We start from the raw sequence: 24,496 nt of genomic DNA, 5'->3' as shown, positions 1-24,496 counted from the left end.
TGTCGGATAGCCATCCAAAAAAATGTATTATCCGACAGCCCCTTATTTTATGTATAAGTAATTAAAACTAATTACTTATCAAGCATCTTTTCAACTGTCTTGTTCAATTCATCTAATTCTGTTTCAATATCAGCTCCACCGATACTAATTTCTTCGAGGCTTTTCTTAACTTCCATTGCTATAGATTCCCACTCTGGAATAAATGGTGCTATTTTTGAATTTTTCATTTGTTCTCCAAAAGCACTGAAGAATGGGTCACTTACAAGGCTATCATCATTCCATGCTTCTGTTCTTGCAGGTAAGCATTTCGCTACGTCAAACCATTTTACTTGTGTTTCTACTTCTGTCATATAAGAAATGAATTTCAAAGCTGCTTCTTCATTTTTAGTATTATCAAAAATAACAAGATTGGAACCACCTACAGATGATGTATTATTTTCTTTAGCTGGAACAGTACGAACAGCCCATTTTCCATCTATCTCTGGAACTTGATTCTTGATAATGTTTATCATCCATGGTCCACTTACAAACATTGGTTTGATTCCTTCTTTGAAAGCTTGGATTAAATCCATATCATCCTGAATTGGTGCTAATCCTTCTTCAAAGAAACTATTAAGATATTTTACTGCTTCAACATATTCTGGCTCATTAAATAGAGGTTTACCATCTTTTATTATTTCTGAACCATTTTGCCATCCGTAAGGAATTGAGAATACTTGGTCTGCTAAGTCAAAACTTATTCCGTAGTACTCATCTCCTCTTGCTGATAGCTTAGTCGCTGCGTCCTTTAATTCATCCCATGTGTTAGGTCCTTCAGGATATCCTACTTCTTCTAATAAGTCAGTTCTGTAGAACATAGCACGTGTATCAACATACCAAGGTACCCCTATATATTTACCATCAAATTTTGTAGTACCTACTGAACTATCAAAGTAATTAGCAGGGTCTAGATTAGGATACTCGTCAATATATTGTGTTAGATCTTTTAATACTCCAGCTTCTGCAAATTCTGGAATCCATGTTGTACCTAATTGAACAACATCTGGTCCTTTACCTGAAGCAACTGCCATTAATAATTTATCATGTGCCTGATCCCAAGGAATAGCTTGTACAACCATATCAATATTAGGATTTTTTGTTTCAAAATCATTTTCAATCTCTGATAATAATTTTGCTTCTTCACCCATACCCCATATATTTAAAGTTACTTTTTCATCTACACCTTCTGTTTTCGAGTCATTTTCTTTTGGAGTACTATCATCTTTTGAACCGCATCCTACAAAAAGTGATACAGTCAATAACATACAGAGAACTCCTGCTAAAAATTTCTTACTCATAATTATTTCCTCCTTTAATTATCAATATAATGTTTTCGAAACGTTTAAACTGTTAGCCAAAAAAATTTTATTAGCTTGTAAGTATAATAACATCTTATTTTATATTTTTCAAGTTTATTTTTTATAATTTGTATATTTTTTTTATTTTATTTGAATTTATATTGTTATATTTTGCCTCATTCTATGTTTTATTTTGAGCAATATTATATTCAAGATTATATTTTTATTCGATACGTTTCACCTATATATAGGTTTTTTCATCTGATTTATCCTCTTTTAGCTCTATTACTTTTTTATTCTTTTATATTTGAGTATCCCTCATATTGTCAATTTTTATTCCAACAAAAGGATTAATAAATCTCATAAAATGGCATATAAAAATCACAGGAAATAATTAATTCCTGTGATTTATGTGGCATAAATATTTTATTATCTTAATAAATAGGCTAAATAACTTCTAAAAACATTAGTAACAGGATTCCACAAAATATGAATCCACTTACTGTCAGCATATTTTTCTTGTCTTCATTATTAAAACTATTTTTTATATGTATAATGGATTTATATAATAAAACGCTTAGTATTAAGATGCTTGTTAACTCAGTCAAATGTATATTAATATTCCCAATATAGTCATATTTATTAATGACTTCACCTATTTTGATTATTAAAATATAAATCAATCCAATTATATTAGCATACCAAAAAATATTTAATTTTCTTTTGTATGCAACAACTACTATTATACTGGAAATCAACATTATAACACTATAAATAATTATACGATAATCTTGGAAATACACAAATTCATATAGGGTTTTAGTATAATATGAAAATCCTTGGTGAAATAAAAATGTTATAGTCACAAAAACTATGTTATATATATTTAACCATATTAGCGAAAATTCCAAAACTTTTTCTTGTATTTGATTATCTTTATAATCAATATTTTTTTTACCTCTATTTAACAAATACATTATTCCCCAAAAACATAGTAGACCAATCAATATAACATCTACACTTATTGATATAATCAGAGATGCAAAATAATTTGGCTTCACTTTATCGATTTCATCATCATTAAAACTATTAAAAATGCTAAAATCTTCTAAATCAATATTTTCTTTTAAAACTGCTAATGATTTATCAATTAGTTCATTTATATTATTGTCACACCTTATACTATAACTATATTCTCTATATCCTATTATCAAAATAACAACAATTACGGTCAATATACATATTACACTCATTTTTAAACGTTTGTTCATATAATTACTCCTCATATATTATATCCTTATCTCTTGCATTAGTTATCAATTACTGCTCATACATTATATAATCCATTTCTTCATAATTAAAATCATTATATAACTTTTTAACATTCTCTTTTACTTCATCATCAACCACAAACCAATGACCATCTACTTCAATTTCGTTTCCTATGAATGTTAAGGTATGTGAACCCTTATTAATCTTAATTAGCAGTTCCCAACCTTTCTGACTTTGAAAAGCTCTTAATATTAATGGTTTACCTTTTATTTGATTATAGTAGTTAACGAATTTGGCTATATCTTCTTTTCTGGTTATTTTCTTAACTTTTGGCGGAGATGGAAGGGTAGCTATGGTTATGCTTTTTATATTTTCTTCATGTAGCGTAGGCTTTGTTGATATATATTTAACCACTAAGATAATAAGTACTAATATTAAGAGTAATATTATTATTTTCTTATATCTTCTCATAATTAACACCATTCCTTAAAGTCTTAAACACCTTCTACAATATACAAAATATGCATTTTGTTAAAATCATTGATTTATTATATTGAATAACTCACTTTTTTGTTGTATTCGTTCTATTCCTAAATCACTAAAATTCAGTTCAATATTAAAGCATTCTTTTAATGCTATACTTGTTTCTCTTAATACATCAGCACACCAATATTCATTACCACTAGAAAGTTGGTCATAGCGGTCAACATCTTCATACAAAACTTTTGCTTTACTATAATATTTCTTAGATTTATTATTATCAAGCAATAAATATATATCACCCAGTAATTCAACATTCATTGCATATTCATTGGCAAGCCTAATATTAACATTTTGATTCAATACCTTTTTCTGTGAGAAAGCAATTAATTGTGCTAGTAAATTTGAGTATTCACTATTTATATATTTATAATAGTAACAACTTACATTAAGCAAACTATGGGCTTGATAATTATAAGTAAGATAATTATTGAAAAATAGTTTATTAGCACTTTTATAGTTCATTCCAATAAGTTCGTAGATAGATGCTAATTCATTGTATCTTTGTTCTTTCAAAAGCATTATTCTTACTTTTGTCAAGAAATCGTTTTGAGTAATTAAACCCAATAAATCATTTTCAATAGTATGTACTGATTCTTTAATTAACGAATTTAAATAATCACGATATATATCTTTTGTATTTAGCATGAAATATAATCACCCCATATATGAATCTCTCTTCTTCATCTGCTCTATCCAATTAATCATTGTATCAAAACAAAGTTTTGAGCATCCTACATTACAGTGTCCTTCACCATATTCTTTCTCAGTAAATAATCGGTAAGTTAGAGAACGTACATTAACTAATGAATCCAACTCTTCTTTATAGAGTTCCTTGTTGATAAAATGGTCTTTTTCAGCACCTATTACTAACATATCCTGATTAATTCTATGACCAACATCAACCATTTGATAGGTGTTCAGCTTCTTCAGATATTCAAATGGGGATTCAACTTCATATGCATACATACCATGTTTTATTCCCCAATCAACTGTTGGATCTTTTTTCATTAGCTTTTTTACTTTAGAATTTATAATCCACTTGAAGTTATTGTTAAGCATCCATTTAACAATCCCTCTAGCTGATTTTGGAAATGAATAAAGAGCAACGCTAAGAAAATTTGGGAATATAGACCATCCAATTACCCTTTTTATTCTTTTATCAAATGCAGCGGCTCGTGGAGCAAGCATACCACCAAGAGATGCTCCAATTATGGTTATATCCTCAAGTTTTAATGCATCAAGAATTGCCTTTACTGGTTTCTCCCAATATGGTGTGAAATGTTTTCCTTGTTCTCTTACTACCCCGCCTTGACCGGGACCTTCAAATAAATAGACATCAAAACCATTCTCAGCAAAATAAAGCATTGGATAGAAAAACTCTTCATAGTATGAATCATTGCCTCCATGAAGAAGAATCGTATCCTTCTTCTCTCCAATAGCCTTCGTATACATAACCGGTAGCGCAACCCCTTCATAGTCTACCTTTAACCTTTTTACTTTATTATTTGAAAAATGATCTTGGTAATAATCATAAAAAAGCTTTGTAGCAAGCTGATAATATTTTAGTTTATCTTCATCTCCGTCATACATAAAAAATTCACTCATACGATAATAAGCTATTGCATTCTCTGTACGATTTTCTTTTATTGCTATATCACCAAGTTTAATAAGTTGTTCTTTCCAGCTTTTACTATCAGTAATTTTATTTGAAATAGGTTCAACATCTTCTAGTCTTCCACCATCCCACATAATAACCCTATTAAGCTGAAAATTGAAGTTATCCTGTTTGTTAAGTCTATATGACCCTTTTTTGAGTTCTATTTTCTTCATTATATAAAAATCTCCTTTTTTTGTGTGTATTATATCTCACTGTAAAAAAGGAAACTTTTAAATAAACGCTAACTTAATCTCTCTTAAAATCCGAAAATGATAATCCAAACATCTTTTTACACGTTGCAGAAAAATGTGATGAACTATCAAATCCTGCATGTATAGAAGCTGTAGTTAAATTTTCTCCACGCATATAATAATTATAGGTCTTATGCATTTTTGCCATTACTAAAAAACTTGCTAAAGATATCTTTACTTGCTCTCTAAAAAGATGTGAAAGACGACTCTGTGATAGATATGCAATATTACTTAGCTTATCAAAAATATCTTTCTGTATGCTTTCAGTTCTATCAATTTCATCAATAACTTTAATTACTCTATCATCATAAGTTATTTGGTTAAAATTTTGAATATCGCATATTGATAATATTTTTTCATCAAGTTCTTCAGTATCTTTACACTTATAGTAATAAGTTGAAACTTGATTAACAATTTCTTCATCTATTATTTTATATTTTTGACCTTTGAGAAACTTATAGCTGATTGAACGTGCAATTTCACTTGTTTCATCAATTAATAATATTATCCTTTTTGTATTTTGAGTTAGTACAGTATGAAGGACATTTGATTCAATACATATTCCCCTACAAATTACCTTTTTATCTCCAATAGCACATTCAAGATTTCCATCTACTCCATATATAAGATGTTTGGCAAAATGTTTATGTTTGTTAGGAGTTTTTTCAGAAAATAATAATATATGGTCTTTTAGATAATGGATATTGGAAATATTTATCACCTCTAACTTTGTTAATACTCATAGTCTTACTCAAAATTTGCATATTTCAACTTATCATTTAACTGCTCTTTCAATTCTTGATATGTATATGGCTGGTAGTTATCTTCATGATATCTATCTTCTAACCAACCTTTTATAATGTTAAGGTCGTTAATAACATCTTTGAACTTTTGTTCCTCTTCAATGACGCCCTCTCTAATTTGTTCCATTTTGTATTGTTCCAATAGATGTGTATATTCTCTATAGAATTTACTAATGTCCAAACTATCATCTTCAAATAAATGCATATTACTTATATCAGCTTTTTTTAGAGCATTTATTATGTTCTGTATTTCAATCTGTGGAAATTCAGTTTCTAATATTTCATCACCATATAAATCGCCAATAATATTAAAGCTGAGTATATGATCATTCATAATCATCTTCTGTTTATTGTCATATGTTTCTTTCATCTTATTTAAATTAGTATTTACTCTTAATGAATATATTAATAAGAACAAAATAATGGGTATAAATATTAAATAGTACTTTTTCTTCATGCATAATCACCTTTTTTATTAATGTTATTTTTCTTTTTTAATTGTATAAACTTATTTATTACATAGATTTTTTCTACTTGATTATATACAATCTTGTTTAAATTCTCATTTAATATTAACAGATAATTCGGGAATAAGCAACAATATCGAGCAAAATATTCTGTATATATCTTGTTTGCATTGTATAAAATAACATCATACCACTACAAACTATTTTAGTCTCAAAGGGAACTGTAGGTCATTATATAATTCAACTTATACAATTGTGCCCTTAGATATTAAAATACAGAAAAGGAAGCTTAATATATGAGTATTATTAGTGCAGAAACCTTATTTCATTTTATGAAGGAATTTTCTTTCTTGGAAGATATCTTAAACAATAAATTTTCTCCTAGATATTATAAAGAACAATCCGTGTTTTTTAATGAACCGGTCTATATTCTGATGAAATGTTTTTGTGATATTCCATTGTCTTTAGTAAAAAAACATATAGAACAATACGGCTGTTATGCTATTGGATTCAACAAAAAATGGGGAATGACTAATAGAATTAATCCAATAAACTATTATAATGAAAACTCAAACTTCATTCACGCAATTAAAATACAATATGATGCATGTATTGATATGATAACCAACAACAAAAGTATCAACTTTGACAATTTTGATTTAAATAGACTAAAAAAAGCACTCGAGTACACTTTTATGAATTATAAACCTGTGCGTATTGAAGCAGGTGCTAAAGATTATTATAACGAAAGAGAATGGAGATATATTCCTTTGGAAGAAGAAAAAGACTCTATTATAATAAAAAAAGATAATATTAAGCAATTGTATTTATGTTCAGAAATACAAGAAGAAAAGATTGAAGAATATAATGAAACCATGAAAAATTATCATGTCCTTAACTTTGAATTAGAAGATATAAACTTTATCATTGTTAAAAGCAATGAGGAAATTCGTTATCTATGCAAGTTCTTTGATACTAATTATAAAGATAACCCTTATAGAGAAATAGTTAAAACGAAAATCATTAAAAGTGAAGACATAGAAATGAATTTTTAGTTACCTACAAAACTACCATCATTAAATTATATATTTTAAATAGATAAGTTACAAGTAATTGGATACTTGAAAAAAAGGACTCCTTAATAAAGAATGAATCCATTATTATGAAATCCTATTTCCCATTATTTATATACACAAATTATTTCATATTGGAGTCAAAAAACTAAAATGCTTATTAAGTGCTATAGATTAGTTCCTGTTGCCCAAAGTGGTTGAGTTCCTTGGTAAATCACTAGATTACCATCATCTTGAAGTATAAGATGTGCACCAGGGTTATTATATGTTTTGGAATCCCAGACTGGCATATCATACAAAGTCTGATCACCTATGTCACCAGGATCTGGTTTACTAGGAAACAAATTATGGTACATAACCAAATTACCATCGTGTTGCATTATAAATCTATTAGGTCTATGATTATATCCTGGATAATATGATATTGGTGATGTCCAAAGTACACCTCTACTTTTACTATATAGAACCATTTTTCCACCTGTTTGCATTTGAAGTAAATATTCATGATTACTGGATTCAATCCACTGCCACATACTTAGAGATTCACCAGGTCTTAAAGTATTTTCGCCATGAGCCGCTAAACAAGTCATACCATTTAATAACAACATAATTGAAAGAGTTAAGATTACTACAAAACTTCTTTTTCTCATTAATACCCTCCTGTATATAATTTTCTAATTTGTGTATATTTTGAATTATATCACACAATTTCAAAAATACATATAATTATTTTATATATTAAAGTAATTTTTTTCTTATTCTTCTTATTTAATCACTGTATTTTATCTATATTTTGAGAAATTTCAACAAATATTATATCAATTTATTCAGAAAAATGTTATAATATGAATTAATATGATATAAAGGAGGTACATTCAAGATGGCACCCAAAATTATTGGAATAATAGTACTTTCAATTTTGACACTAATTAACTTCTTTAAGTTATTAGGTACCATATTTCTAATATTTATTCAATCTAACGAATTGAATTTTGATTCAGGTTTTGCTATTGGCTCTACTATCGGTTCTGTATTAATGATGGCTCTTTTTATCTTTGGTATAGTCAAGATATCAAAATCATTAAGTACTACAAATCCTTCAAAGTAGCTGTATATGCTACTTTTTTATACTATACAAATCTTATTTATTATTGTTTTTTAGAAAGCGGAATAATCTTCATTAGACATTGATTATCACCCATCTTAATACTTTCTAATAGTTCAATATCAACTTCACAATTAAAAACATATTCAAATATTTCCTTATTATATCCTACTGTACAATAGCACCAAGTCTTAGTTGGTAGACTACTAACAGCTTCAAGCATTGGACATGGACACAAATAATATTTTGTATGTAAATTCCCATCTTTTATATACCATCCTGCTTGATACTCATTCATTTTGTTAACGAAATCTGTCATCGATACAGAATTATCATAAATTTTCTTTATAAATGTTTTAGATTCTTCTAATTTCCCATTTTCTGTACAATAACACCCCATCCTGATCTTCTTTATGGTTTTTTCATCAAAATGCTTTTCAAGTTCAGTTGATATATATCTTACCCATTCACTTTTTTCAATGGGTGTAGGATTGACTGGTAAATCAATTCCTAAAGCTATTTTATGTGCAACATCCGAACTGCTGTTTTTTCTTATATTATCAATAAGCTTTTTTACTTCGTTATTTATTAGTTTCAACATCTTCCCCCTTTTAATTATTTCTAAATACAACTAGCTATAGTCCATTAGCCTATAATTAAGATAAAATCAATATATTTAATGTTAGCTAATAATATCTTAATAATCAATTAAAAGGACTTACTTCTATTAATCAAGCAAGCCCTCAATCTTATTATATTATAAAGTATTTTTTATTAGTCTAGCAGTTATATCTGAAAAACCCTTTATGAACCCTGCAGCATCTTTCAAATTAATATTTGAAGGATCACCACAGTACCCTAGGGGAGTTACTTCTTTAGCACTTTCCCCTCCTTGCTGCCATTTCCTTAAATCCTGAAAAGTTGTTTTTGATGATTTAAGCTTTCTTGCTTTATCTTCATCCACTAACTCTTTAAAGTCTATTAACATTAGACTTGTTTCAAAACCGCCAGCATGTATATCTATATATTCTTGTTTATCATCAAAATCTCCATCATCCTCTTGAACTAATATGTATGGCTCCTTACCGTCTAGTCCACATGCATTTTTAAAAAACTCTGGAATTATATCGTAAGCATCTATTTTCATATGGGATTCATATATTTCTTTTGCTACATCTAAAATCGTCTTACAATGTAATGAATCTCCATGCAGATTGATGAAAAAGACTTTTTTGAAACCCCATCTATCAAGACATTCAATGGTATCTTTTAGTACTGCTTTCATCGTATCCACTTTTACAGTGAAAGACCCTACAAACCCACCTGTTGCCTTATTTATTCCCCAATAGAACGGAGGCGCTATTATAGAATCAATATTCATTTTACTCAAATCTTCCTGTATATATCTTAACATTGAATATGTTAAATATGTATCTGTTCCCAATGGTAAATGAGGTCCATGTTCCTCAATGACTGCTATTGGAAATAATACTACTGCTTCTTTTTCTATGAATTCTTCAATTTCTTGGTATGTCATATCTGCCATAGTTTTATCAAAGATAGATTTGTTGTTCATATATACATCCTCCATTTACTATAAATTATTATTACCAGTAACAATATATCCTTATTGCTATTGGTGTTATAATACTATCAGAAATAATAGTTTATTTCAAATAAAATTATAGTGTTCTATTTTGTCATTGTCTATTTTTAACTCATTTACTATAAAAATGATTCATTTCCTTCCTCCTTAATGTATTAAGAATTATGGATACTCTTATTTAGTTGTCTATACATCTATTTTGGAAAATAAAATTGAAAGTGATCTTAAGCTAATAATCTAACTTGGAGTAATAGATAAGGTAATATTCAGCTTATGATTTTAGATAGGGTTATATTATGTACTGAAACAATAGATACTTTAAAGATTTTATTTATTCTATTATACAATTTTAATTGGTATATAATAATCCATTTGGTTATATCCCATAGCTGTATTAGCTGATGGTGGAGTTATTATATTTCCCAGATATGCTCTAGTGGAATCTTCGTCATAACATTCTTTTTCTTTGATAAATTCTTTTATTGCATTTAATACCTTGGAATTATCCTGTCCATCAATATCTGTAGCAACAGCATATAGTCCTCCAGGGAAATCAATGATTTCAAATTCATCTGGTATAGTCATATCTTCGCTGTAAATGTAATACCATACAAAACCACCTTTTTTCTCGTCATACCACAAAAAATCTTTTGGGAACATAGGTCTTGGTAAAGTACTGAACCATTCATCAAATTTCTCAAGTTTACCATCCCCAAACATTCCTACTTGAGAAGAAACCATTTTACAAGAAGGTATTTCATAAATACGTACATTTTCCATTCTTTTATTCTCCTTTTAAGTTATATTAGATAATTAAATAAATATTATATTTAGTTATAAAATTATCTTATTTTATAATATCAAATTATTTATTTATATGCAAACAAAAACCTATATCCATTTTTCTGAACATAGATTTTTCAGAGCATTCTACTTCTTGTGATTATAATCTTTACTTATCCACTCATGTAACATTTCACTGAATTCTTCATATTTATCTTGATAAGAGAAATGACCACAATTTTTAAAAATGTGTAATTTACTACGCTTTAATCTCTTATGCAAATTTCTTGCATTGTCTGGTAATAATAACTTATCATCATTTCCCCAAAAAACAAGAACAGGTTTGTCTATCTTTTCTAATTTTGGATCAACAGTTGCAAGACTGTCAGGATAATTTTTGAACCACTTAGTAATCGTACCCACTCTATTTTTATATGATAAATTATAGTCATCTATCTCTTCTTGATTAGGCTGATAATTAACATAACCTAATCGACTACCTACAAAAACAAATGTTTCTGAACCAACTATACTAAATACCTTTCTCCAAAATCCAGACTTTACAATTTTATTTATTAGACTACCATTTTGAGAAGGACTTACACCAGGACCATCTCCAATAATCAGGCTTTCTACTTCGTTAGGCAAATTACACACATAATATAGTGCTGCTGCCATACCAACATCAGGTCCCACAATATGAGGTTTTTTTATATTAAAATGATCAATGAATTTTTCCAAGAATATACCTTGCATTTTAAAATTCATGTATTCTTCTCCACCTTCACTGCGACCAAAACTTGGCATATCATAAGCATAAATATTATAATCTGATTTTAGTTTATTCCAAATAGGAGCGTATGCTACTATACTTTGCGGAAGGGGACTTAATAAAATAATTGTAGGTCTATTGGGTTTAACTTCATGAGCATAACGTATTTTAACCCCATCTATTTCCTTATATTTTAGTGGAAGTTGGGTTAACTTTCTAAAAGTAGGTTGCTTGTCTTGCCTCTTGCTTTGATTTTTTTTAATCGAAAAATATTCAGGTGTTATCGTTAAAAAAGCACTAGCATTGAATCTACTCCATAAAGAAACTTTTACTTTTGATAAATTAGACATAAAAATCATTCTCTCTTTTATTGTAATTTTTATAAAATAAATTGTTAGTAAGTAATTGCTAACCTAAGATTAAAAAAAATTTATTTATTTACTAGCATTATATCTATTACATTTGTAATTACCATCTCTCTTAATTCATTAGAAATTTCTAATCCTCCCATATGGCAAGCCCTAGCAACTTCAAGAATAGGTGCATTAACAAATGCTTCATAAAATGCGAATGGCATATTCTTTATATACCCTTTTTCAATATTCTCAGTAATATATTGGTTAACATATTCTAACTTAGTCTTACCCATTTCATGTACTACTTTATTCATGTAAAATGAATTACTGAATTGAAGAAAATACATTAATTCATCAGGGTGACTTAAAAAATAGTTCAAATAATTAGTTAATGCTTTTTTTGTTCTTTCTTCAAATGCAATACTATGATCAACACCTACTGAAAATGCTTGGTTTAAGTCAGCTTTGATTTCTAGGTATACTTCAATAATCAATTCATCTTTGCTTGAAAAATTTTTATATATTGTAGCTTCAGAAAATCCTGCTGACTTGGCTATTTTTGAGGTTGGTGTGTTGTGTAATCCAAATTCATTAACTAATTCCATTGTAGCTTTTAATAATTTTTGTCTAGTATTTATTTTAATCATCTCCTACAACACTAATTTAGTGAGTAATCACTTACCAGTTAAGTATACTTTAATTTATACCACATGTCAATAATCTAATTTATAATTTTCTATTGACACTTTGGAGTATATGATTCATAATATAGCAGATAAATGTTTTCTAGGGTTCCGCAGTTCATAGACTGGTCTGGTCCAAGAGAAAACGCATAGGTAACTATGTACACGGAGGGACAAAAACCCGGGAGGATATTATTTTAATATCTTTCTGGGTTTTATTTTTTTGTTTTTATACTAAAGGAGGTAATAAAATGTCTTGGTTTTATCTAATTATTGCTGGTGCATTTGAAGTAGTTTGGGCAACTGCCTTAAAATATTCTAACGGCTTTACCCGATTATACCCATCAATAATTACTGTATTAGGAATGATAATAAGTTTTTATTTTCTATCCATAGCCACTAAAGTACTACCAATGGGTACAGCATATGCTATATGGACTGGAATAGGTGCCCTAGGTTCAATAATCATAGGAATATTATTATTTAAAGAACCTTGTAGTTTAACACGTATTTTTTTCCTACTATTAATCTTGATAGGTATTATTGGACTTAAAATAACGTCTATTAATCATTAATTATAATTATACTTTTCTTAATTAATTAGGATATAGTTAATAATATTACATAAAAATAAGCCTATATACATAAAAATTATATTTATAGGCTTATTTTGAAATATGTATTAATCAGTTCTTAGTATTCGTTAACAAAGTATAGATACCTGAAATGAACGTATCCAAATTGTCCAGTCTTATATCTGTATACATATTGATAAGCTCCATCATTACCATAGTAAGCTACTCTTTCTCCTTTATCAAACACTCCTAATATAGTTGAAGATGGATTAGGTTCTTCTCTAAAATATACATTATCACCATATACGTATCCATCTGATATAAATTCTTGTCCAATTGATTCAGTTAAGATCATATTATTCTTTGAATTATTCATAGTGTCTTTTGCAAAAGTATTTTGACTAAATGTTAATATAACTCCCATCACTAAAAATAATGCTACTACCTTTTTACTCATAAAATCCTCCTTTCATTTTTGATTAACTCAGTACATATATTAACATTTAGGTGATAAATTTTTTGTAAATTTCTGAATATAGAATTCGCAAAAAAAGACAAGGTATTTATCTCAAATAATCCTATGTATTAAATTTACTTCTATTACTCGAATGATATTGTAACCATTCATCTACTTCATTTTTCAAAAAATATTTTTCATCATCAATTTCAATATAAGGCATATATCTATAAGTATCGTAACTACTCAATTTTTGCCTTTCTATCTTTTCTTTCTGTAATATTATATTAAGCTTATCTTGATGGATACCTAAATATTGGGCAACCTCTTTCTCTGTTAATAATGCTTTGTCAGTAATATTCAAGCTGACTACCTGACCTTCTAACTCTTGTGCTTTATTACCTACTTTACTATCAGACTCTTTGTTTGTACTTTTTATAGCATTTCCTATCCAAACAGAACCAAAAATTATAGCCGCTGAAAGAATCAGGATACTTGTTATTAATAACTTATTTAGTTTCATCCATTTTCTCCTTTAAACATATTTTTAATAATGTTATAGTATATAGTATTTTCCCGATATTACCAGTTAATATTAGCAGATAATTTAATAATAATCAATAAAAAAGAACCCACTTTTAATTAAGAAAGCAAGTTCTATATATGTATCAACATCTATTTAAGCATATATACATTACTCTTCATATTCATTTACTTCAATACAAATTATTTTATTATAAGTAATATAATCTTTTCTGCTTAGATAAGGTCCTACATTAAAGCTTTTATTAAAAACATAATACGCTGGTCCTTGTCCCTCGCCTCTTTCAAAATACCAATTCATGAAAGTATCTACGTCACTTATAGGTAAGTCATACTCTTTATCATTTTCATCTAATAGTTTAATTAGTAAAAGTGCTCTATTATTATTTTTCTCAATCATAGCCGATGCTACATTTGAATCTGTACTTTCCACACCATCTTTTACTGCTCTTACTACATAGTAATAAGTTACTCCTGGTTCAACATCATTGTCTATGTAAGTTGTATCTGTTACATTAGAAGCAATAACTGTGTCTATTGAACTTGATGTAGTTGATTTCAATATAGTATAACTTTCAGCTTTATCTGTTGCATTCCATGTAAGCTTTACGTGTTCGTTACTTGGTGATGCTATAAGGTTTGATGGTGATTCAAGTAATGTTGGATCAAGCAAAATGCCATTTTCGTCAATATCTATTGAATCTAAACCATACCTTACTCCGTCTATAGAATAAATCTCCACTGAATGATAATCAAATTCTAATCCTGTTATTTCGCAAACTAAAGCTTGTTCTAATAAACTGTCGCCACTTATATATTCTTGATATGTAGTAACAAGTTGTCCATCTATCTTTACTCCAATCTCCTTACTTCTCTGATAATAGCTATCACTTATTATTCTCAACTTACTTCCTTTAAAAGCAAAAGATACAGATGCTTCAAGAATATCTTCTGAAGATACACCTTCTTTTATAAATGTTGTGGTTCCCCCAGATTTTGTTGGTGCAGGATAATTTAATGTCCAATTATCTCCTTTAAATACAATATAGTTATCAGATTGTTCTATTCTTTTCCATCCAGCCTCTGGTTTAGTTAATTGATTTCCCACTGTTGCAGCATATACATTAACCCCACTAATTACTATCAACATTGTAATAAATAAAACTAACTTCTTAATATTTTTCATAATATCTCATCCTTTTTTTCATTTAATATGGCAAATTATACCATACTATTCAATTAATATATAGCCTTATAATTACTAATATTAGGTAGTATAATTAAATATTGTAGTTTTTTCGACATATTATTACCTTATATTTAATTTAGTTGTTCTTATTAATTCACTACTTATTTTAAGATAATATCATAAATAAAAAATAGGGTTCAAGGTTTATACCTTTACCCTATTATTATTTTATTAATATTTACCAACCGATAACCAGACACATATCCCTATTAAGCGGACATGGCTGTGGTAAGTGGAGGTTAACCACACTCGATGAGGGACTATTCATAAATTACCTGAACACCTTACCAATTAGATTGTTTTTTTCTTTATAACCATTAAGATAATCTTTCACACTCATTTTTTTATTACCTGAAGGTTTTATTGTTTTTAAAATAATTTCCCCATCGGATACTTTAATTACTATTCCATCCTTGTATAATTTTACTATTTCTCCGTTTGATTTTTCTTTATAAATATCTTCACCTATAATAGCTTCGTATATTTTTATTTCTACATTATCTAAAATTGCATAAGATGATGGCCATGGATTAAGCCCTCTTATTTTATTAAGTACTTCTATTTTTGTTTTATTAAAATCTATATGTTCATCTTCTCTTGATATATTATAACCGAATGTTACTTCTTCTTCATTTTGGACTATTCTATTTATATGTCCACTTATAATATTTGGTAATGTTTCTATTAATAATCCTGCACCTAAAAAGCTTAATTTATCATGTAACGTACCTACATTATCAGTTTTTTCTATTTCAATGCTTTTTTGGCTTATTATATCACCATTATCCATTTTTTGCCCCATATACATTATGGTTATACCTGTAGTGGTATATCCATCAATAATCGCTCTATGAATAGGTGCTCCTCCTCTTAATTTTGGAAGAAGTGATGCATGGACATTTATGCAACCATATTTAGGATAATCTAATATTTCTTTTGGGAGAAATTGACCATATGCACAAGTTATAATGATATCAGGATTTAAATCTATTACACTTTGATATTCATTTCTTATTTTAGTTGGTTGCATTACTTTTATATTGTTTTCAAGTGCGACCTTTTTTACAGCTGATTCTGTCAATACTTGTTTTCTCCCAACTAATTTATCTGGTTTAGTTACTATTGCTATTACATTAGTATTACGAATTAAACTATTAAGTACATTTACACTAAATTCAGGTGTACCCATAAATATTACTTTCAAATCTTTCATTATTATTACCGTTCCTTTCTACGAAAATCACAAAAGGTCAATTATACCTAAGTGCCTTTTCTGGTTATGATTTCCTATATATTCACTCTTCTTCCAAATATATAAAAAATCCACGACATCTTCCTGTCGTGGATTTGACTAATGGAGGTGAGGGGAGTCGAACCCCTGTCCGAAAACCCATCCATCCGAGTATCTCCCATTACAGTCGCTATTTTAACATTCCCTCCATCTAACGCCTAACGACAGGCTGTAGACTTTAGTAGCTTCATAGTGTCTTCCTCTCCCTCAAAGCTTTGGAAGTGAAGTTCCCCGTTTAATTTGGTGCCTCAGCCCTAGCTACGGGTCACTAAGGTGAGACAGCTACCTAATTAGGCAGCAAATGCGAAATTATTATTATTTTCGTCTGCGTTTAATTTAATTTACCAGGTTGATGACGCAGGCCCAGTGATCTGCGAATGGCTGCTCGTACTTCTGATGTCCCCGTCGAAACCAGTACACCCCCGTATATGATAATCAAGATTTTCAGCTACAATATGCATATAAAATGCTCAGTAAGCTTAGAATCTTTAATTATTAACTAGGATTTATTACAGGTTACTGACTTTGAACCTTTTTTCTGCTTCACGACGTTGGTCTTTCTTAGCAATATCTTGGCGTTTGTCATACTTTTTCTTACCTTTTGCTATACCAATTTCCATTTTCATAAGACCACCTTTTAGATAGACCTTTATTGGAACGATAGTATAACCTTTGGTTGTAACAGCACCTTGAATCTTATTGATTTCATAACGATTCAATAAAAGTTTTCTTGTTCTAAGTGGGTCTTTATTAAATATGTTACCTTTTTCATAAGGACTAATATGCATATTCAATATAAATAACTCACCATCAACATTTTTTATGAAACTTTCTTTAATACTGCATTTACCCATTCTAAGGGATTTCACCTCAGTACCTACAAGAACAATACCTGCCTCATAAGTATCTTCAATAAAATAATCATGCCTTGCTTTTTTATTTTGTGCTATTAATTTATAATTACTTGCCATAATATCACCACCATTACTTGCCGTGAGATATATTATAACATAAATTATAATTATTGCAAGTAATGTGATGATGAAATTTATATCTTAAATGTTATTTTATATATACTTTGGACATTTTTTTCACAATTTGTAATAATTTTCTATTCTTCTTCCTCTGTATCTTCGCTAACTAATTCAAAATCAATAGTCCTCTCCACTTTGTTTACACTTAGAACTGCTATCTTGACAGGTTCACCCATTCTATATATCTTACTTGTTCTTTCACCTATGAAAATATGTTTCTTTTCATCAAAAATATAATAATCATCATCTAGAGTTGTGACATGAACAAGTCCTTCAACAGTGTTAGGTAATTCTACATATAAGCCCCAAGCTGTTACACCAGAGATAACCCCTTCGAATTTTTCACCTATGTGTTTTTCCATATATTGAACTTTTTTAAGTTTAATAGTTTCTCTTTCTGCCTCTTCAGCAGTTCTTTCTGTTTCAGATGTTTGTTTTGCAACATTAGGCAATATAGCATTAAAATGCCTGATTCTTTTTTCTTCCATTTTACCATTTAGATTTTCTTTAATGATTCTGTGAATCTGTAAGTCTGGATATCTTCTAATAGGTGAAGTAAAATGAGTGTAGTATTTGGTTGCAAGTCCATAATGTCCATCACCTGTTACTGTATAACAAGCTCTTTTCATTGAACGAAGAGCTAATCTGCTGATAATAGCTTCTTCTGGTTTTCCTTCAATTTCAATTAATAGTTTTTGAATTTCCTTAGGATGTATTTCTCCTTCGCCTTTTATATTGTAACCAAAATTGTGAATAAAAGAGGCAAGAGTAGCAAGTCTTTCTGGGTCTGGTTCTTCATGTGTTCTATATACAAAAGGAAGCTCCTGCCAGAAAAAATCTTCTGCTATAGTTTCATTAGCTAATAACATGAACTCTTCAATAATTTTTGTAGCTACATTTCTATCATAAGGAATGATGTCTATTGGCTCACCCTTCTCATTAAGGATAACTTTTGTTTCTGCAAAATCAAAATCAATAGAACCTCTTCTTTTTCTCTTATCTCTAAGAATAGCCGCTAATTCTTCCATCTCTTCAAACATTTTTACAAAATCTTTATATTCACTTATAACTTCCTGATCCTTGTCAGATAGGATTTTCCTGACATTGGTATAAGTCATTCTTCTATCTACATTTATAAGGGTTTCAGCAATTTTATGATTAACTACATTACCTTTTTTATCAATGTCCATAAGACATGATAGTGCTAGACGGTCTGTTCCCATGTTAAGAGAACAAATACCATTTGATAATTTGTGTGGCAACATAGGTATAACCCTATCAACTAAATAAACACTAGTACCTCTTCTTAACGCCTCAACATCAAGGGGTGACCCTTCTGTAACATAGTTAGTTACATCAGCTATGTGGACACCTAGAGTAAATGTACCGTCTTCATTTCTTTGAATGGTTATTGCATCATCCAGATCTTTAGCATCTTCTCCATCTATTGTTACCATTTGAATTTCTCTAAGGTCTAACCTACCTGCTTTATCTTCTTCTGTTACTTCAGATGGAATATAATCAAGTTGGTTCATAACTGCATCAGGGAATTGCATTGGCAATTCATAACTCCTTACAATTGATAATATATCTGTCCCAGGATCATTGATATGTCCTATAATCTCAATAATCTCACCTTCTGGATTTCTTCTTTCATTACCCCAATCAGTGATTTTTACAACTACTTTATGACCTGATACTGCTCCTTTACTCTTGTTCTTGGAAATAAAAATATCCTTGGTAAACTTTTTGTTATCCGCAACAACAAATCCAAAATTTTTGCTTTTTTGGTATGTTCCTATAACATCGCTGTCATTACGTTTGATTATCTTTATTACTTCTCCCTCTTTACGTTTCCCCTTAGAATCTCTTCTAATAAGCTTTATGGCTACTGTATCATTGTTAAAAGCACCATTAACATATGGGGCAGGTATAAAGATATCATTCTCTTCACCCTCAATTTCAACAAATCCAAAACCTTTAGCATGAGCTATGAACTTTCCAACAATCATATTTACAGCTTCTGGTCTTGCATATTTTCCTCTTTTTGTTTTAATGATCTTTCCTTCAGCTATCAATTGTTCTAATGTTTCTTCTAGCATAGCTCTTTTTTCATCATCACCATTAATACTTAATAGTATTCCTAGCTCTTTGATCTTCATTGGTTTATAATCTTTGTGATTAATTATCTCCAACAATACCTGTTTTTTTTCTTCTAATGTATTTTCCATATTTCACCTTCAAAAATTTATTTTTTATAGCATCTTCATATAACCATTATAGCTTATATATTAAACTAATATATTTTTTACCTATAGTATTTGTTAAATCAATTATTATTATTTATATAAAATTAAACTAACAGGAAAGGAACTGAATGTATAGTTTACTATAGAATAAAAAAACACCCTGCTTTGATGCAAAGTGCTTTACTTTTATTATTGGTATTTAATTAATAAACTTAATACTACAGATAAAACAATAAAAAGTATTGCTCCTAATCTAGTAAATTTTTCTAATTTACCTTCCATAGAACGAGCCTTGTTTTTACCCCAATAAGTTTCAGCAGCTCCACCAATTGCACCTGATAATCCTGCAGCTTTTCCTTTTTGTAAAAGCACTACAGCAATTAGTCCTAAACATAATATGAAATATACTATTTCAACAATTATTATTAATGCTCCCACGGTTACACCTCCTAAAGTTTAACACTAGTATTTTAGCACAAACTATGTATTAATTCAACTATTTTTTTCTAGTTAAATTTTTATATACCAATAAAAGTAGCTGCAGTCTGCAAAAAGCAAAGTGCAAGTACAGCTTTATCCTCTGAATAATGTATAATCTTTACTTTTTAAAACTTCAATCAAATCCTCATTGGTTTTTATTCTATTACTAGTAATAATTCCCCCATTATTTTCATCTCCATATTCATGGAAATCAGAACCTGAAATCATATATAGATCATTTTCACTAGCTATTACTTCTATTTCATCGTTATGTGAATCATGACGCGGATTTCCATTATGTACTTCAACACCATCCAAAAATGCTATATCCTCTAAATTACAATATCCCCTTAATGGATGTGCTTGAAAGAATAATAAATTATTTTCTTTACAAAATTTACTCAAACCTTCAAAGCCCAAATTAAATAGATCTGTAGATTTCATTAACATTTCTTCAGTGATACCATATATAAGAAAATCATTTGTTTTTGTATTATTAAAAGCAAATTCAATTCCTAGTAGTACATCCATACCATATTTATCACCTTGGTATTTTGCGTTCCTATATCCTCTTAAAAAGTCCTCTACTTTTTCTTCCCAAGTTGTAAATTCACTAGTGTTAAAGAACACTGGTCTATAATGGTCAGTAATTACAACACCAGAATAACCATTATCTCTATAAACCGCTATCATATCAGCTGCTGCTACGTGAGCACAGGGGCTAGTCTCTTTTGTATGAACATGTAAATCATATTTATACATAATATTCACCTACTTATCGCAAAATTAAAGACCCCGACGAATCGAGGTCTATTAATTTAATTATTTATCTTTTAAATTAAACCAAGCATCAATTCCTCTATATTCAGCTGCATCTTCTAATTCTTCTTCAATTCTTAATAATTGATTATATTTAGCAACACGGTCTGATCTACAAGGTGCTCCTGTTTTAATTTGTCCTGCATTAGCAGCTACAACTATATCAGCAATAGTATTGTCTTCTGTTTCACCAGAACGATGTGATACAACTGCTGTATAACCAGCTCTATTAGCCATTTCTATAGCATTAAATGTTTCAGTCAATGTACCAATTTGATTAACTTTGATTAGGATAGAATTAGCAACACCAAGGTCAATTCCTTTTTCTAATCTCTCAGTATTAGTTACGAATAAATCGTCTCCAACTAATTGTACTCTGTCTCCTAATCTTTCAGTTAATAATTTCCATCCTTCCCAGTCTTCTTCATCTAATCCATCTTCTATAGAGATGATTGGGAATTTGTTAAGTAGGTCTTCGTAATAGTCAACTAATTCTTCTGAAGTTCTTATTACTTCTTCACCTTTCATTTTGCTTTCGCCAGGGAAGTGGTATTTACCAGTTTCTTCATTATACAATTCTGAAGCTGCTACGTCCATAGCGATTCTCATATCATCACCAGGTTTATATCCAGCTCTTTCAATTGCATCAATAATGATTTGAATAACTTCTTCAGATGAAGCTATATCAGGTGCAAATCCACCTTCATCACCAATACTAGTTGCTAAACCTTTTTCATTTAAAACTTTTTTAAGATTATGATATACTTCTGCACACATTTTTAGCGCATCTTTAAATGAAGTTGCACCTACTGGCATAATCATAAATTCTTGAATATCAACTGTATTATCAGCATGCTCTCCACCATTTAATATGTTCATCATAGGTACAGGCATTACTTTAGCATTAAAACCACCTAGGTATTGATATAATGACATACCTACAGCTTCTGCTGCTGCTTTTGCAACTGCCATTGATACACCAAGAATAGCATTAGCTCCTAATTTACCTTTGTTGTTAGTTCCATCTAATTCAATTAATTTTTGGTCAATTTTTACTTGGTCAAGTGCATTCATTCCAATTATTTCTTCAGCGATAATATTATTAACATTATCTACAGCATTCTCTACACCTTTGCCCATATAACGGTCTCCACCATCTCTAAGCTCCACTGCTTCAAATGCTCCTGTTGATGCTCCTGAAGGAACTGCTGCACGTCCTAAATATCCGTCTTCTGTCACTACTTCTACTTCTACTGTTGGGTTCGCTCTTGAATCAAGTATTTCTCTTGCATAAACGTCAATAATCTCTACAAAACTCTTCATACTTTTTTCTCCTTTCGTATCTATTAAGAATTATATTAAATAAAAGGTAAATATTGTATATATGCAATATTTCAAGTTAATAGAATCGGTCAACATATATTATTACTCATAAGATAAATCTTATACTCTATATTTTACCCATATTAATATCTAATTAAAAAAATATAAGTTATATATATATTGAACTTAACATATACACCATTTAATAAGTTTAATCTATTTTTCCTTTAATAAGGATTCTCCAGTCATTTCAGCTGGTTTCTCAACTTCCATTAATTCAAGTAGTGTAGGTGCAATATCTGCTAACTTTCCACCTTCTCTGAGTGTTACACTATCTTTATAGTTAACTAAGATAAATGGAACCGGATTAGTTGTATGTGCTGTAAATGGATCTCCAGTTTTGTAATCAATCAATTGTTCTGAATTACCATGGTCAGCACAGATGAACATTTGACCATCTGCTTCAATCAAAGCATCAAGTGTTCTTCCGACACAACTGTCAACTGTCTCAACTGCTTTAACTACCGCTTTTTCTATTCCTGTGTGTCCAACCATATCAGGATTAGCAAAGTTAACGATGATAAGATCGTATTTATCTGATTTAATAGCATTTACTAGATTGTCACACACTTCATTAGCACTCATCTCTGGCTGTAAATCATAAGTAGCAACTTTTGGTGATGGTACTAATATTCTATCTTCACCTTCATTAGGTTCTTCAATACCACCATTAAAGAAAAATGTAACATGAGCATATTTTTCTGTTTCTGCCAATCTAAGTTGTTTTAATCCTTTATCAGCTAAATATTCACCTAAAGTATTTTCAAGCATAACCTTATGGAATGCTACTATTTTATTAGGTATAGTAACGTCATAATCTGTAAAACAAACATAAGTTAATTTGAAGAATTCTCTTTCAAATTTATCAAATTCTTCATCACAAAAAGCTCTTGTGATTTGTCTAGCTCTGTCTGGTCTGAAGTTAAAGCATATTATTGAATCGTTTTCACTAATCTTACCAGTTGGTTCTCCTTCTGCTAAAACAACAGTTGGAAGTACGAATTCATCATATACCTCTTCTTGATATGAGCCTTGTATAGCAGCTAAAGCACTCTTAGCAAGTTTTCCTTCACCTTTTACCATTGCATCATATGCAAGTTTTTCTCTTTCCCAACGATTATCTCTATCCATAGCGTAATAGCGACCAATTATAGTAGCTATTTTACCTACGCCTATTTCTCTCATTTTTTCTTCTAACTCTTCAATATAATCTTTACCTGAAGCTGGTGGTGTATCTCTACCATCTAAAAATGCATGTACATATACTTTTTCAACATTATGTTCTTTTGCTAATTTCAATAAAGCATATAAATGTGTATTATGTGAGTGTACGCCCCCGTCTGATAATAGACCATATAAATGCAATGCTGAATCATTTGCTTTACAATTGTCTATTGCAGCAAGTAATGCTGTATTTTTAAAGAAATCACCATCTTCTATTTCTTTAGTGATTCTAGTAAGCTCTTGGTATACGATTCTTCCTGCACCAATATTGAGATGCCCTACTTCTGAATTACCCATTTGTCCATGAGGTAATCCAACATCTAATCCACTAGCAAATCCTTCAACACAAGGATATTCTTTCATTATTTTATCCATTATAGGTGTATTTGCAAGTTTAACTCCATTACCTTCAGTCTTTTCATTGAGTCCAAATCCATCTAATATCATTAATACTGTTGGTTTTTTTGACATTTCATAACTCCTT

26 protein-coding genes, 1 other RNA gene and 1 riboswitch are annotated in these 24,496 nt (G+C 29.4%); of the genes, 3 read left to right on the top strand and 24 right to left on the bottom strand.

Annotated features, from left to right (window positions below; genetic code table 11):
* Positions 1-71: 71 nt before the first annotated feature.
* The 7 genes from HYG85_RS18515 to HYG85_RS18485 form a co-directional block, all read right to left on the bottom strand.
* Positions 72-1,337 (bottom strand): sugar ABC transporter substrate-binding protein, encoded by a 1,266-nt coding sequence (locus HYG85_RS18515; RefSeq protein WP_212690913.1) that lies wholly within the window; start codon positions 1,335-1,337, stop codon positions 72-74.
* Between the two features lie 446 nt (positions 1,338-1,783).
* The gene (locus HYG85_RS18510; RefSeq protein WP_212690912.1) at positions 1,784-2,608 is read right to left on the bottom strand and encodes a hypothetical protein; all 825 of its coding nucleotides are present in this window, start codon (positions 2,606-2,608) and stop codon (positions 1,784-1,786) included.
* A gap of 49 nt (positions 2,609-2,657) precedes the next feature.
* Entirely contained in the window at positions 2,658-3,080 is a 423-nt protein-coding gene (locus HYG85_RS18505) for a hypothetical protein (protein WP_212690911.1), read from the bottom strand.
* Positions 3,081-3,146: 66 nt separating this feature from the next.
* Entirely contained in the window at positions 3,147-3,797 is a 651-nt protein-coding gene (locus HYG85_RS18500; protein ID WP_212690910.1) for a hypothetical protein, read from the bottom strand.
* 9 nt (positions 3,798-3,806) lie between these two features.
* Positions 3,807-4,982, bottom strand: coding sequence for an alpha/beta fold hydrolase (locus tag HYG85_RS18495; protein WP_212690909.1), 1,176 nt, complete (start codon positions 4,980-4,982; stop codon positions 3,807-3,809).
* Positions 4,983-5,055: 73 nt separating this feature from the next.
* A complete protein-coding gene (locus HYG85_RS18490) occupies positions 5,056-5,781 on the bottom strand; it encodes a helix-turn-helix domain-containing protein (RefSeq protein ID WP_212690908.1) in 726 nt (241 codons plus the stop codon).
* A gap of 26 nt (positions 5,782-5,807) precedes the next feature.
* Positions 5,808-6,320: a hypothetical protein gene (locus HYG85_RS18485; protein ID WP_113675943.1), complete on the bottom strand. Its 513-nt coding sequence runs from the start codon at positions 6,318-6,320 to the stop codon at positions 5,808-5,810.
* Positions 6,321-6,626: 306 nt separating this feature from the next.
* Here HYG85_RS18485 and HYG85_RS18480 point away from each other — a divergent pair, with 306 nt between their 5' ends.
* Complete coding sequence (locus tag HYG85_RS18480; protein ID WP_212690907.1) at positions 6,627-7,385, top strand: abortive infection system antitoxin AbiGi family protein; 759 nt, start codon at positions 6,627-6,629, stop codon at positions 7,383-7,385.
* Positions 7,386-7,570: 185 nt separating this feature from the next.
* Here the strand turns inward: HYG85_RS18480 and HYG85_RS18475 are convergent, their stop codons facing one another.
* Positions 7,571-8,053 carry a hypothetical protein gene (locus HYG85_RS18475; protein ID WP_212690906.1) on the bottom strand — a complete coding sequence of 161 codons (483 nt, stop codon included), beginning with the start codon at positions 8,051-8,053 and terminating at the stop codon, positions 7,571-7,573.
* Positions 8,054-8,283: 230 nt separating this feature from the next.
* On the opposite strand from HYG85_RS18475, the gene HYG85_RS18470 reads away from it, so the two are divergent.
* Positions 8,284-8,511, top strand: coding sequence for a hypothetical protein (locus HYG85_RS18470; RefSeq protein ID WP_212690905.1), 228 nt, complete (start codon positions 8,284-8,286; stop codon positions 8,509-8,511).
* A 40-nt stretch (positions 8,512-8,551) separates the two neighbouring features.
* Here the strand turns inward: HYG85_RS18470 and HYG85_RS18465 are convergent, their stop codons facing one another.
* The 5 genes from HYG85_RS18465 to HYG85_RS18445 all read right to left on the bottom strand — a co-directional run bounded on the left by HYG85_RS18465 (position 8,552) and on the right by HYG85_RS18445 (position 12,672).
* Positions 8,552-9,106, bottom strand: a complete 555-nt coding sequence (locus HYG85_RS18465) for a DUF6144 family protein (RefSeq protein WP_330619129.1) — start codon at positions 9,104-9,106, stop codon at positions 8,552-8,554.
* Between the two features lie 159 nt (positions 9,107-9,265).
* Positions 9,266-10,084 (bottom strand): creatininase family protein, encoded by an 819-nt coding sequence (locus HYG85_RS18460; RefSeq protein WP_212690903.1) that lies wholly within the window; start codon positions 10,082-10,084, stop codon positions 9,266-9,268.
* A 369-nt stretch (positions 10,085-10,453) separates the two neighbouring features.
* Positions 10,454-10,894 (bottom strand): GyrI-like domain-containing protein, encoded by a 441-nt coding sequence (locus HYG85_RS18455; RefSeq protein WP_212690902.1) that lies wholly within the window; start codon positions 10,892-10,894, stop codon positions 10,454-10,456.
* Positions 10,895-11,044: 150 nt separating this feature from the next.
* The gene (locus tag HYG85_RS18450; RefSeq protein ID WP_212690901.1) at positions 11,045-12,019 is read right to left on the bottom strand and encodes an alpha/beta fold hydrolase; all 975 of its coding nucleotides are present in this window, start codon (positions 12,017-12,019) and stop codon (positions 11,045-11,047) included.
* An 80-nt stretch (positions 12,020-12,099) separates the two neighbouring features.
* Complete coding sequence (locus tag HYG85_RS18445; RefSeq protein ID WP_212690900.1) at positions 12,100-12,672, bottom strand: TetR/AcrR family transcriptional regulator; 573 nt, start codon at positions 12,670-12,672, stop codon at positions 12,100-12,102.
* A 128-nt stretch (positions 12,673-12,800) separates the two neighbouring features.
* Positions 12,801-12,898, top strand: a riboswitch (guanidine-I (ykkC/yxkD leader).
* Positions 12,899-12,959: 61 nt separating this feature from the next.
* Between HYG85_RS18445 and sugE the strand changes: the two genes are divergently transcribed.
* A complete protein-coding gene (gene sugE / locus HYG85_RS18440) occupies positions 12,960-13,283 on the top strand; it encodes a quaternary ammonium compound efflux SMR transporter SugE (protein WP_212690899.1) in 324 nt (107 codons plus the stop codon).
* Between the two features lie 118 nt (positions 13,284-13,401).
* Here sugE and HYG85_RS18435 read toward each other — a convergent pair whose 3' ends face one another.
* From HYG85_RS18435 to gpmI, 11 genes are all read right to left on the bottom strand, one after another.
* Positions 13,402-13,740 (bottom strand): SH3 domain-containing protein, encoded by a 339-nt coding sequence (locus tag HYG85_RS18435; RefSeq protein WP_212690898.1) that lies wholly within the window; start codon positions 13,738-13,740, stop codon positions 13,402-13,404.
* A gap of 121 nt (positions 13,741-13,861) precedes the next feature.
* Positions 13,862-14,263, bottom strand: a complete 402-nt coding sequence (locus tag HYG85_RS18430; RefSeq protein ID WP_212690897.1) for a hypothetical protein — start codon at positions 14,261-14,263, stop codon at positions 13,862-13,864.
* 171 nt (positions 14,264-14,434) lie between these two features.
* On the bottom strand, positions 14,435-15,469 hold the full coding sequence (locus tag HYG85_RS18425) for a fibronectin type III domain-containing protein (protein ID WP_212690896.1): 1,035 nt from the start codon (positions 15,467-15,469) through the stop codon (positions 14,435-14,437).
* 334 nt (positions 15,470-15,803) lie between these two features.
* Positions 15,804-16,745 carry a methionyl-tRNA formyltransferase gene (gene fmt, locus HYG85_RS18420; RefSeq protein ID WP_212690895.1) on the bottom strand — a complete coding sequence of 314 codons (942 nt, stop codon included), beginning with the start codon at positions 16,743-16,745 and terminating at the stop codon, positions 15,804-15,806.
* A 139-nt stretch (positions 16,746-16,884) separates the two neighbouring features.
* Positions 16,885-17,247: a transfer-messenger RNA gene (gene ssrA / locus HYG85_RS18415) on the bottom strand.
* Between the two features lie 85 nt (positions 17,248-17,332).
* Positions 17,333-17,794 carry an SsrA-binding protein SmpB gene (gene smpB, locus HYG85_RS18410; RefSeq protein WP_113676113.1) on the bottom strand — a complete coding sequence of 154 codons (462 nt, stop codon included), beginning with the start codon at positions 17,792-17,794 and terminating at the stop codon, positions 17,333-17,335.
* 140 nt (positions 17,795-17,934) lie between these two features.
* Complete coding sequence (gene rnr, locus HYG85_RS18405; protein WP_212690894.1) at positions 17,935-20,088, bottom strand: ribonuclease R; 2,154 nt, start codon at positions 20,086-20,088, stop codon at positions 17,935-17,937.
* Between the two features lie 207 nt (positions 20,089-20,295).
* On the bottom strand, positions 20,296-20,544 hold the full coding sequence (gene secG / locus HYG85_RS18400; protein WP_113676115.1) for a preprotein translocase subunit SecG: 249 nt from the start codon (positions 20,542-20,544) through the stop codon (positions 20,296-20,298).
* A gap of 135 nt (positions 20,545-20,679) precedes the next feature.
* Complete coding sequence (locus HYG85_RS18395) at positions 20,680-21,348, bottom strand: PHP domain-containing protein (RefSeq protein WP_212690893.1); 669 nt, start codon at positions 21,346-21,348, stop codon at positions 20,680-20,682.
* A gap of 60 nt (positions 21,349-21,408) precedes the next feature.
* Positions 21,409-22,728, bottom strand: coding sequence for a phosphopyruvate hydratase (eno, locus tag HYG85_RS18390; protein ID WP_212690892.1), 1,320 nt, complete (start codon positions 22,726-22,728; stop codon positions 21,409-21,411).
* Between the two features lie 216 nt (positions 22,729-22,944).
* Positions 22,945-24,483, bottom strand: a complete 1,539-nt coding sequence (gpmI, locus tag HYG85_RS18385) for a 2,3-bisphosphoglycerate-independent phosphoglycerate mutase (RefSeq protein WP_212690891.1) — start codon at positions 24,481-24,483, stop codon at positions 22,945-22,947.
* Between the last annotated feature and the right edge of the window lie 13 nt (positions 24,484-24,496).

The organism is Vallitalea guaymasensis (assembly GCF_018141425.1).
Taxonomy (GTDB): domain Bacteria; phylum Bacillota; class Clostridia; order Lachnospirales; family Vallitaleaceae; genus Vallitalea; species Vallitalea guaymasensis.
Note: the sequence above shows the minus strand (reverse complement) of the source record. Positions and strands in the feature narration are given on the sequence as shown.

Excerpts from the sequence above, each read along its gene's own strand:
- HYG85_RS18510 (WP_212690912.1), bottom strand. The coding sequence starts at position 2,608 with ATGAACAAACGTTTAAAAATGAGTGTAATATGTATATTGACCGTAATT.
- HYG85_RS18450 (WP_212690901.1), bottom strand. The coding sequence starts at position 12,019 with ATGTCTAATTTATCAAAAGTAAAAGTTTCTTTATGGAGTAGATTCAAT.
- HYG85_RS18395 (WP_212690893.1), bottom strand. The coding sequence starts at position 21,348 with ATGTATAAATATGATTTACATGTTCATACAAAAGAGACTAGCCCCTGT.
- HYG85_RS18485 (WP_113675943.1), bottom strand. The coding sequence starts at position 6,320 with ATGAAGAAAAAGTACTATTTAATATTTATACCCATTATTTTGTTCTTA.
- gpmI (WP_212690891.1), bottom strand. The coding sequence starts at position 24,483 with ATGTCAAAAAAACCAACAGTATTAATGATATTAGATGGATTTGGACTC.
- HYG85_RS18480 (WP_212690907.1), top strand. The coding sequence starts at position 6,627 with ATGAGTATTATTAGTGCAGAAACCTTATTTCATTTTATGAAGGAATTT.
- HYG85_RS18425 (WP_212690896.1), bottom strand. The coding sequence starts at position 15,469 with ATGAAAAATATTAAGAAGTTAGTTTTATTTATTACAATGTTGATAGTA.
- HYG85_RS18435 (WP_212690898.1), bottom strand. The coding sequence starts at position 13,740 with ATGAGTAAAAAGGTAGTAGCATTATTTTTAGTGATGGGAGTTATATTA.
- HYG85_RS18495 (WP_212690909.1), bottom strand. The coding sequence starts at position 4,982 with ATGAAGAAAATAGAACTCAAAAAAGGGTCATATAGACTTAACAAACAG.
- fmt (WP_212690895.1), bottom strand. The coding sequence starts at position 16,745 with ATGAAAGATTTGAAAGTAATATTTATGGGTACACCTGAATTTAGTGTA.
- eno (WP_212690892.1), bottom strand. The coding sequence starts at position 22,728 with ATGAAGAGTTTTGTAGAGATTATTGACGTTTATGCAAGAGAAATACTT.
- HYG85_RS18430 (WP_212690897.1), bottom strand. The coding sequence starts at position 14,263 with ATGAAACTAAATAAGTTATTAATAACAAGTATCCTGATTCTTTCAGCG.
- HYG85_RS18460 (WP_212690903.1), bottom strand. The coding sequence starts at position 10,084 with ATGAACAACAAATCTATCTTTGATAAAACTATGGCAGATATGACATAC.
- HYG85_RS18475 (WP_212690906.1), bottom strand. The coding sequence starts at position 8,053 with ATGAGAAAAAGAAGTTTTGTAGTAATCTTAACTCTTTCAATTATGTTG.
- HYG85_RS18470 (WP_212690905.1), top strand. The coding sequence starts at position 8,284 with ATGGCACCCAAAATTATTGGAATAATAGTACTTTCAATTTTGACACTA.
- HYG85_RS18505 (WP_212690911.1), bottom strand. The coding sequence starts at position 3,080 with ATGAGAAGATATAAGAAAATAATAATATTACTCTTAATATTAGTACTT.
- HYG85_RS18455 (WP_212690902.1), bottom strand. The coding sequence starts at position 10,894 with ATGGAAAATGTACGTATTTATGAAATACCTTCTTGTAAAATGGTTTCT.
- HYG85_RS18515 (WP_212690913.1), bottom strand. The coding sequence starts at position 1,337 with ATGAGTAAGAAATTTTTAGCAGGAGTTCTCTGTATGTTATTGACTGTA.
- sugE (WP_212690899.1), top strand. The coding sequence starts at position 12,960 with ATGTCTTGGTTTTATCTAATTATTGCTGGTGCATTTGAAGTAGTTTGG.
- smpB (WP_113676113.1), bottom strand. The coding sequence starts at position 17,794 with ATGGCAAGTAATTATAAATTAATAGCACAAAATAAAAAAGCAAGGCAT.
- rnr (WP_212690894.1), bottom strand. The coding sequence starts at position 20,088 with ATGGAAAATACATTAGAAGAAAAAAAACAGGTATTGTTGGAGATAATT.
- HYG85_RS18445 (WP_212690900.1), bottom strand. The coding sequence starts at position 12,672 with ATGATTAAAATAAATACTAGACAAAAATTATTAAAAGCTACAATGGAA.
- HYG85_RS18500 (WP_212690910.1), bottom strand. The coding sequence starts at position 3,797 with ATGCTAAATACAAAAGATATATATCGTGATTATTTAAATTCGTTAATT.